This is a genomic window from Sulfuricurvum sp. RIFCSPLOWO2_12_FULL_43_24 (assembly GCF_001829605.1).
Classification (GTDB): domain Bacteria; phylum Campylobacterota; class Campylobacteria; order Campylobacterales; family Sulfurimonadaceae; genus Sulfuricurvum.
Window position 1 is genome coordinate 1 of record NZ_MIBT01000009.1, and the last position, 9,125, is coordinate 9,125.

Genomic DNA, 9,125 nt, shown 5'->3' on the forward strand with positions numbered 1-9,125 from the left:
CTATATTACAGATGGATACGACGTACGTATATTTTAAAGGATATCTAGATGAAAAATGAGATGATATTTGAATCAAACAATTATAAAATTGATTTAAAGAAAATTACCCGTCTTTATCCTGCCGCCTTGATCCATGCTGGAGGTGAATCCGCATCAGTATCCTTGGAATGGGCAGAATTGAAAGCGGATCAAATAACGCTTGAATCGTACGTCTTGATTTGCGATTTTGATCCTGTAGGAGAAGTTCCAATTAACCGCATTGAACTTCGTTATTCTACCAAAGAAGAGTTATTTACGGTGATGCAAGAGATTGCCCAAAAGCTTCAAAACTGAGAACCATGATGATGAAACAGCGAGTGTTGCGGCTGGCAATTCCTGCTGCATTAAAACATCTTCTGGATATTGTTCAAATTCTCATTGACATGTTGATGGTGGGGGTATTGGGTGTTGCAGCCTTAGCAGCGGTTGGATTGTCGATGCAGTTTATGATGGTAATCCAAGCATTTATGAGTGTTTATGCTATCGGCTCAAGTGCATTGATTTCCCGTTATATTGGAAGCGGAAGACGACATCGTGCGTCTGCGGTAGTCTTTGTCGGGTTATGGGTCGCTTTAGCGGGTTCCTTGATTATCGGTATGATTGGATGGACATTTTCGGCTGACTTTTTTCGCTGGATGGGATCAAGTGATGAGGTCGTGATTCTCGGAAGCGGGTATTTTGGGATACTTTCGTTAGGGATGGGATTGATCTTTCTCGATACTTTGGCTTATAGTGCCCTCTCTGCTGCCGGTGACACACGAAGTTCGCTTGTCATAAAAATCGCTTCGGCATTTCTAAACGGTGGTTTAAATTATCTTTTTATTTTCGGTCATGGCGGATTTGAGGCTATGGGAGTAGGGGGAGCAGCGTATGCGACGGTGTGTGCCTATGGGTTCAGTGTTCTGATCTATGGGTGGCTTTTAATCCGAAAAGGGGGAGTGCTGGGGATCTATCCGATCTTTACTCGGGTTGATCTGAAAAAAATGCTTTCCATCGGTACGCCTGCCGCAATTGAGAAAGTGCTAGGGGTTGGATCATTTTTACTGTTTGTTATGATGATCGCTTCACAAGGGACAGAGGCATTGGCAGGATATCAAATCGGACTCCGGATAGAAGCGTTAGCGTTTATGCCGGGATTTGGATTCTCGGTTGCAGCAATGGTATTAGCCGGACAGTATATTGGTGCCAAACAATATGATGATGCGTATGAATCGGGGATTCTCAGCGCAAAAATCGCGATGATTTTTATGGGAAGCGTCGGGATTGTTTTGGTTGCTTTTCCAGAACTAATGATCCGATTTTTTACTCAAGATCCTGAGACAATTGAACAAGCTGCACTTTATCTTCGTCTTGTCGGTATTGCACAAATTCCACTGGCTTTAACCTTTGTTTTGAGTGGTGCATTACGAGGTGCCGGAGCTACAAACTTAAGCATGCGAATTTCGATCGGTTCCCTTTGGCTTTTTAGAATTGTACCATCCTATATTGTTCTGATACTAGGAGGTGGAATTGTTGGGATTTATATCGCTATGACGATAGAAACATTTATTAAGGGATGGTGGTTTTGGAGAGTGTATCGGAAAAAGATATGGTTAAACCAAAAGGTTTAACCCTTTTTTTCTGCAGCCAGTAATTCGGCGTATTGCTGCTCAACAATTTTCAGACGATTTCGATCCGGCATTTTACGTGAAGCAATATATCCGATGATCTCTCCTGCCTCATTGAGTTTCGGGACAATATGGACAACAACCCAATAAAATTTTCCGTCTTTACGAAGGTTTTTGACGTAACCTTCCCAAATTTTCCCGCTTTCGATTATTTTCCACATCCCCTCGAAGCCTGCTTTAGGCATATCGGGATGGCGTAAGAGACTATGGGGCTGTCCGACGGCTTCGACTGCCGTGTATCCTGTCATCTCCGTAAATTTGCGGTTGACATAGGTGATAATACCTTTGGTATCGGTTTCAGAAATCAAACTTCGTCCATCGAATAAAACTTCTTCATTTACCGGGGTAGGGCGTTTCATTTAGCATGTCCTAAACTTAGATTAGAATATAAGCTTGCGATTATAACCCGATTATTACTAAAATAAAAGTTAAATTTTTTATTTTTGTCCCTTATAGATATAATATATTTGATGAATTTGAAAAGTGTGGTACAAAAATGATTAGAAACGCGCAAGCATCTATTTTTATTAGCCGTAATCGCAGTGGATACTCAATCGGCTTGGCTATGTTTGAGCCTTATGGTTTAAAAGGGTGGATTTGCGAAATTGAAGCCGAACCGTCGCATCCTTATAGCGCTATTGATCGTTTATTGCATTTACTGTTTGTGACAAATAGTACACACTTGATTATCGGGGCATCTTCAAAAGAAGTTTTTGATGAAATAGCGAGTAATTTTACAACCTTTACGGTCACTTATGATGATCGAAAGTTCGAGCTCGCCGAACAAAATAGGCTCTTTCAAACGATGTTCAATATGCATTCGCTTTTAAGTCCCATTGAACATTTAAGTTTGGAGATGCGACCCTTTTGTGCTCAGGCTTTGGCATTGATGGCGGATTATCTAAATGACCAAGAAATAACCATTAGATATTCTCTTCCTACACTTTTGGAAACGGGAGAGTTGATGGAACTTGGTAATAACGCATTAGAACAGCTTGAAATTATGAGTACTGATTCACGCGCTCCAAGTATTGCAAAACTTTTTTTAACGATGTCTACCCCGATGGGGAAGCGGTTGGGCCGTTTTCGACTTTTTTTGCCCATTAGAGACTCGCAGGAAATTTTACAACGCTTTGAATGGATTGAAAGAGTTAATCCTCATGCTCTGTGGCTTCAGGAGAGATTGCTCCGTATTGGAGATATAGAGTTTTTATGGTGGACGCTTCAAAATCGTCAAAAAGATGCATTTAACGATTTTTTTAATGCACTTGCGTCTATTATTGAAATTCAATCGTATTGTGTGCAACATAAACTGAATTCTATTCTCCCATCAGATACGCTTTTAGAAGGGTGGGAGATTGAACTTAAAAACAATTTTCATAATCGTCAATGGCTGCAGCATCAAACCCTTTTTGTTCACCGTACCATGGATTGGATCGCTCAAGTCGATGTGGCAGTATCCTCTGCGATCAATGCCCAAAAATATGCTCTTACACGTCCGGTTCTTGTGGAATCAAGTGAAGAAAACTTCTTGCAGATGAGCGGTTTACGCCATTTGTTAGTGGAAGCACAAGGTATCATGTATGTCCCCAATGATATTGTAATGGGGAATCGTGATTATCTCGATTTACCTTATCCCGACACGGTTATGTTAGATTCCAAAGTGCATGATGGAGCCAATATCCGGGGTGTATTACTTTATGGAATTAACTCCAGCGGGAAATCTTCACTGATGAAAAGTATCGGTATCGCTGTAACTTTGGCCCAAGCTGGCTTTTTTATTCCGGCGAAGGCAATGAAATTTTCACTGTTTGATGGGGTCTATACCCGTATCCAATCGCGTGATAATGTGGCGAAGTCACTCTCCACATTCGGAGTAGAGATGTTGGAACTTAACACGATTTTTAGCCGAGCAACTTCCCGTTCACTTGTTCTGGGTGATGAGATCAGTCACGGTACCGAAACTCTCTCTGCGGTTGCTATTGTTGCAAGTACTATTATGGAACTCTCACAAAAAGGGTGTCTATTCTTAATGACGACCCACCTGCATCAGCTCTCTATGATTAGTGAGCTTAGCCGTTTGCGTGAAGTCGTACATCTGCATTTGAGCGTCCGGTATGATGAGGGAAGGGATCGGTTGGTTTATGATCGAATCCTAAAATCCGGGCGGGGAAGCAGTGTTTATGGGTTGGAATTCGCCGAATCACTGCATATGAACCCCCACTTTTTACACAATGCTGCGCGGTTACGAGAAAATTTGGCAAAAGAGTATGATGTACTGGAGCTGGGAAATCAAAAAGAGTACATTAAACGCTACCGTGAAGTAGTCGCTTCTGAATGTGTGATATGCGGAGCGCTGGTACGAAATCTCCAAAAAAGTCCTATTTCAAAAGAACATCACCATCTTATAGCTTTATGTGAAATACATTCTCAGGCTATTTCACAAGGCAAAATCAAACTCAGAGGTTTTATAATGACGCCTCAAGGTTTACGTCTGGAATATGAGACGCAGTTGGAAGGAAAATAATTGAACGTTATTGAATTATTTAAAAAGCTTTTGGAATCACCCAGTGTCACACCGGAAGATGGTGGTATATTTGATTATTTGGAAGATTATTTGGAAGGATTTACCACCGTTCGCATTGACTGTGAAGGGGTAAAAAATCTTTTTGCTTATCGCCGTTTTGGAGAAGGAAAACATCTTTGTTTTGCGGGACATGTGGATGTCGTCCCAGCCGGGGAAGGGTGGCAGACCGATCCTTTTGTTGCGACTGAAATAGACGGATATATCTATGCACGCGGCGCACAGGATATGAAAAGCGGTGTAGCAGCATTTACCCAAGCACTTAAAGAAGTACGTGAATTTGAGGGGACACTGTCAATTTTACTCACTTCCGATGAAGAGGGGCCGGCGAAATTCGGGACGGTTGAAGTGTTAGCGTATCTCAAAGAGCATCATCTCCTCCCCGATGCCGTTGTCGTTGCCGAACCGACGTGCGAACAACAATTCGGCGATGCGATTAAAGTAGGCCGTCGTGGGTCGATTAACGGTATTATCGAAATCATCGGGAAACAAGGGCATGCCGCTTATCCCGAAAAAGCGATCAATCCGGTCCATCAAATTGCCCCGGTATTATCAAATATCGCCGGTGCATTTTTGGACGAGGGGGATGAATATTTTGCCCCGAGTCAGCTGGTAATTACCGATATCCGCGCAGGGATCGAGACGACCAATGTTTCACCGGGTAAGCTCAAAATGATGTTCAATGTCCGAAATTCAACTCGTACCGATAAAGAGACAATTGCTTCATTTATAGCCAAACAGTTGGAGGGCTTGGATTACACGCTGAATCTTGATCAATCGGCCTATCCGTTTGTCACTGATGCTAATACCCCTATTGTCCAAACACTTTCAAATACCATTCATGAAATATGTGGAATTACACCTAAAAACTCTACAGCAGGGGGCACATCCGATGCCCGTTTTATAGCCTTATACGGAATCGATGTAATCGAGTTTGGAGTCATTAATGATACGATTCATGCTCCGAATGAGCGGACATCGATTGATGAGGTCAATCATCTTTATGCTGTTTTTATAAAGTTGATCGATAATTTTCGGTAAAATTCCGTTTTACTAAAAGGTTAAGAATGAAAAAAACAGTTTTGCTGGTATTGTTAATGGCTAATCTTTTTGGCGCTGAGATTATATGGCAGGATACATTTGCTCACGCGCAAGCCAAAGCAAAAAAAGAGTCTAAGCCTATGTTGGTAATTATTACGACAGAGCAGTGCCGATGGTGCCGAAAGTTAGAGGCTACAACTCTTTCAGATGATGATATTATCTCTAAAATCAATAGCTCTTTCATTCCTGTTCATGTAACCCGTGATAAAAGTGTCTATCCGAAAACACTTTCAGCGAATATGGTACCGATGAGCTATTTTTTAGACGGTAATGGAAAAGTACTTTATGCGATGCCTGGATATTGGCCTACAGAGGACTATCAATCGATTCTTGACGATGCATTGCGAAAAGCTAAGAAATAAATTCTATAAGGAAAAACAGTGATTAAAAACGTACAAACGCCTAATGCTCCCGCAGCTATTGGGCCTTATTCTCAAGCAATGATCGCAAACGGTATGGTATTTACTTCAGGGCAAATTGCGCTAACTCCTGCGGGTGAAATGAACAATGGAACCGTAAGTGAACAATGTGCTCAAGTGATCGTAAATCTCAAAGCTGTATTAGAAGCATCCGGAAGCTCATTCGATAAAGTGATCAAAACGACTATCTTTTTGGCGGATATGGAGGATTTCTCAGCAGTCAATGCGATTTATGGTGAAGCGTTTGGTAACCACAAGCCTGCACGTTCTACAGTAGCCGTGAAAACATTGCCAAAAAATGCACTTGTTGAGATTGATGCTATCGCTTTAATCTAAATTTTAGTGTAAAACAGCTAGCATAACAATAAATATTATTTTAAGTTGTTTTATGAATTTTTCGTGCCAGCATATAGGTATTATCATGGATGGAAATGGCAGATGGGCTGAACGGCGAGATAAAAATCGCTCATTCGGACATGAAGCGGGAGCTCAAAAAGTTCGAGAAATAACGCAATTATGCTCCCGTTTCGGGATCCGATATCTCACTCTTTATGCGTTCAGTACTGAAAACTGGAAACGCCCCTCTTTGGAAGTCTCTTTTTTAATGCAGCTAATGACCAAGTATTTAAAAAACGAACTTCCCCTTTTGATCGAAAATAATATCCGATTTGAAACAATCGGTGATTTAAACCCATTCTCTTCAGCTCTTAAAAAACAGATTCAACTGACCAAAGAGACAACAGCACATCATACTGGACTGACACAGGTACTTGCTCTCAACTACGGAGCACACGATGAGATGATTCGTGCCATCAACCGACTTCGAGAATATGATATTACACCTACAGCTGAACAGATAGAAAACCATCTTGATACTGCCCCTTTCGGCAAGATAGACATGATTATCCGTACGGGTGGAGATATCCGTCTTTCCAACTTTTTGTTATGGCAAGCTGCCTATGCGGAGCTTTTTTTTACTTCTACGCTTTGGCCCGATTTTTCGGCAGATGAGTTTATGGGGATTTTGGAAAATTTCGAATTACGTGAACGCCGTTACGGAGGTTTGAACGGATGAAAACTATGTCTCGTATTTTCGTCACCGGGGGTGCCGGATACATCGGTTCACATGCCTGTGTTGAACTATTGGAAAACGGGTATGAGGTGATCGTGTATGATAATCTATCCAATAGCTCTGTAGAAGCGCTTCGTCGAGTGGAACAGATTACCGGTAAAAATGTGACATTTATTCAAGGCGATATTCGGGACGAAGCAGCGATAAGCGGTGCAATGAAAGGATGTGATGCAGTTATCCATTTTGCAGGGCTAAAAGCGGTGGGGGAATCGGTTGCTAAACCGCTCGATTATTATGATAACAACGTTCATGGGACATTGTGCTTATTACGTGCCATGGATATGAATAACATTAAAACACTTGTGTTCAGCTCATCGGCTACGGTCTACGGCAATCCAGAGTATCTTCCACTAAACGAATCGCATCCTTTGCGAACCACCAACCCCTACGGTCAAACTAAACTCGTTATCGAAGAGATTTTACGTGATCTGTATACCTCTGATCCCATATGGAAGATGATGATTTTACGCTATTTTAACCCAGTAGGGGCACATAAGAGCGGACTGATTGGCGAAGATCCACAGGGGATTCCGAATAATTTGATGCCGTTTGTCGCTCAGACAGCAGTTGGGCGAAGAGAGAAATTGAGTGTGTTCGGTGCCGACTACTCGACCCATGATGGAACGGGGGTTCGTGATTACATTCATGTCGTTGATTTGGCTCAGGGGCATCTTAAAGCGCTCCAAGCATTAAACACTCCCCAATGCACGGCACTTAACCTCGGGACAGGAATAGGGTACAGTGTTATGGATGTAGTGAAGGCGTTTGAGAAGGCATCGGAACGCCGTGTTCCTTATACGATCGCCTCTCGTCGGGAGGGTGATGTCGCCGTATGCTACGCCGATTCTCTCTTCTCTAACTCTCTTCTAGGATGGAGAGCCTCTCGAACGTTAGAGGATATGTGCCGTGATACATGGTATTTCCAATCCAAAAATCCGAATGGATATCAATGAAGAAAAAATCGTTAATTCACGTATGTCTCTTTCCGACGGCCGGATACGGAACACGTTTCCTTCCCGCGACTAAAGCAATGCCCAAAGAGATGCTCCCCATCCTCACCAAACCTCTCATCCAATACGGAGTCATCGTAGGAGAAGAGATCGAGCCCGCCATCTACCGTGTCAGCAGAATGTTTGAAAACCCCGCCCCTTCAGATGCACCGAGCAACCTCGCCATTATCGGACGCTATATTCGTACCCCAGATATTTTCGATATTCTCCATATAACAAAATCGGGTAGAGGGGGAGAGATTCAGATTACGGATGCGCTGATGGAACAGGCGCGTTCAGATAATGTGTCGCATATAAATTTCGAGGCAAACGTTACGACTGCGGCAGTATTGACGGCTATGTCCAATCGACGGTAGAACTCTACGAATTAGGGAAAAATAAGTGAAAAAAAATCCGATGACCAACATCATTCTCTGCGGCGGCAGCGGTACGCGGTTGTGGCCGATCAGCCGGACGCTAATGCCCAAGCAGTTTGTGAAACTGTTTGATGATAAATCGCTCTTTCAGCTCACCGTAGAGCGTAATAGTAATGTTTGTAGCTCTCAACTGATCGTCTCCAATGCTGAGCAATATTTTCTGGCACTTGATCAGCTTGAAGAAATGGCTAAAACAGAAAACCGCTACATTCTAGAACCGGTTGGACGCAACACTGCTCCCGCAATTGCATTGGCATGTATGACACTCGATTCCGATGAGCTCGTTTTGGTGACGCCTAGCGATCATCTGATTACCGATATTGACCAGTATACGACTGTCCTCCACCGTGCCGGAGCATTGGCATCTGAAGGTTTTTTGGTCACATTCGGTATCAAACCTTCATTCGCAGAAACCGGATTTGGCTACATCGAATCAGAGGGAGAAATCGTACGGGCATTTCATGAAAAACCGGATACACAAACCGCACAGCGCTATGTTGATGCCGGGAACTACTATTGGAATAGCGGGATGTTCTGTTTTAAAGTTGGAGTTTTTCTCAACGAACTTGAAAAACATGCTTCCGATATCTATGAAACCTGTAAAATCGCTGTTCAGAATCAACAGCAAATTGCAGATAACCAGATGCGTATTACACATCATGATATGATAGCTATTCCGGAAAACAGCATTGATTATGCCATTATGGAAAAAAGTTCGCTTGTCCGTGTAGTAAAAAGTGATATCGGATGGAGCGAT

At 42.7% G+C, this 9,125-nt stretch carries 10 protein-coding genes and 1 pseudogene; 10 read left to right on the top strand and 1 reads right to left on the bottom strand.

Features of this window, described 5'->3' with window-relative positions; all coding sequences use genetic code 11:
* Positions 1–48: 48 nt before the first annotated feature.
* Both A3G19_RS00780 and A3G19_RS00785 read left to right on the top strand, forming a co-directional pair.
* On the top strand, positions 49–333 hold the full coding sequence (locus tag A3G19_RS00780) for a hypothetical protein (RefSeq protein WP_015654164.1): 285 nt from the start codon (positions 49–51) through the stop codon (positions 331–333).
* Between the two features lie 5 nt (positions 334–338).
* Positions 339–1,649: an MATE family efflux transporter gene (locus A3G19_RS00785; RefSeq protein ID WP_291750873.1), complete on the top strand. Its 1,311-nt coding sequence runs from the start codon at positions 339–341 to the stop codon at positions 1,647–1,649.
* Here A3G19_RS00785 and A3G19_RS00790 read toward each other — a convergent pair.
* A complete protein-coding gene (locus A3G19_RS00790) occupies positions 1,646–2,065 on the bottom strand; it encodes a PAS sensor domain-containing protein (protein ID WP_015654162.1) in 420 nt (139 codons plus the stop codon). The genes A3G19_RS00785 and A3G19_RS00790 overlap by 4 nt on opposite strands.
* A 137-nt stretch (positions 2,066–2,202) precedes the next feature.
* Here A3G19_RS00790 and A3G19_RS00795 point away from each other — a divergent pair, with 137 nt between their 5' ends.
* The 8 genes and pseudogenes from A3G19_RS00795 to A3G19_RS00830 form a co-directional block, all read left to right on the top strand.
* A complete protein-coding gene (locus A3G19_RS00795) occupies positions 2,203–4,233 on the top strand; it encodes a DNA mismatch repair protein muts domain-containing protein (protein WP_015654161.1) in 2,031 nt (676 codons plus the stop codon).
* Positions 4,234–5,331 carry a succinyl-diaminopimelate desuccinylase gene (gene dapE, locus A3G19_RS00800; RefSeq protein ID WP_015654160.1) on the top strand — a complete coding sequence of 366 codons (1,098 nt, stop codon included), beginning with the start codon at positions 4,234–4,236 and terminating at the stop codon, positions 5,329–5,331. It begins immediately after the preceding gene.
* Between the two features lie 26 nt (positions 5,332–5,357).
* Positions 5,358–5,753 carry a thioredoxin family protein gene (locus A3G19_RS00805; RefSeq protein ID WP_015654159.1) on the top strand — a complete coding sequence of 132 codons (396 nt, stop codon included), beginning with the start codon at positions 5,358–5,360 and terminating at the stop codon, positions 5,751–5,753.
* Positions 5,754–5,774: 21 nt separating this feature from the next.
* Positions 5,775–6,146 (top strand): RidA family protein, encoded by a 372-nt coding sequence (locus A3G19_RS00810; RefSeq protein WP_294870097.1) that lies wholly within the window; start codon positions 5,775–5,777, stop codon positions 6,144–6,146.
* A 52-nt stretch (positions 6,147–6,198) separates the two neighbouring features.
* Positions 6,199–6,885: a polyprenyl diphosphate synthase gene (uppS, locus tag A3G19_RS00815; protein WP_294870094.1), complete on the top strand. Its 687-nt coding sequence runs from the start codon at positions 6,199–6,201 to the stop codon at positions 6,883–6,885.
* Positions 6,882–7,895 carry a UDP-glucose 4-epimerase GalE gene (gene galE, locus A3G19_RS00820; RefSeq protein WP_294870096.1) on the top strand — a complete coding sequence of 338 codons (1,014 nt, stop codon included), beginning with the start codon at positions 6,882–6,884 and terminating at the stop codon, positions 7,893–7,895. The genes uppS and galE overlap by 4 nt, the downstream gene beginning before the upstream one ends.
* Positions 7,892–8,337: pseudogene (locus A3G19_RS00825) on the top strand (sugar phosphate nucleotidyltransferase). The gene galE and the pseudogene A3G19_RS00825 overlap by 4 nt, the downstream one beginning before the upstream one ends.
* 11 nt (positions 8,338–8,348) lie before the next feature.
* Positions 8,349–9,125 (top strand): mannose-1-phosphate guanylyltransferase (locus A3G19_RS00830; RefSeq protein ID WP_294870098.1); only part of this gene is annotated, 777 nt, incomplete at its 3' end.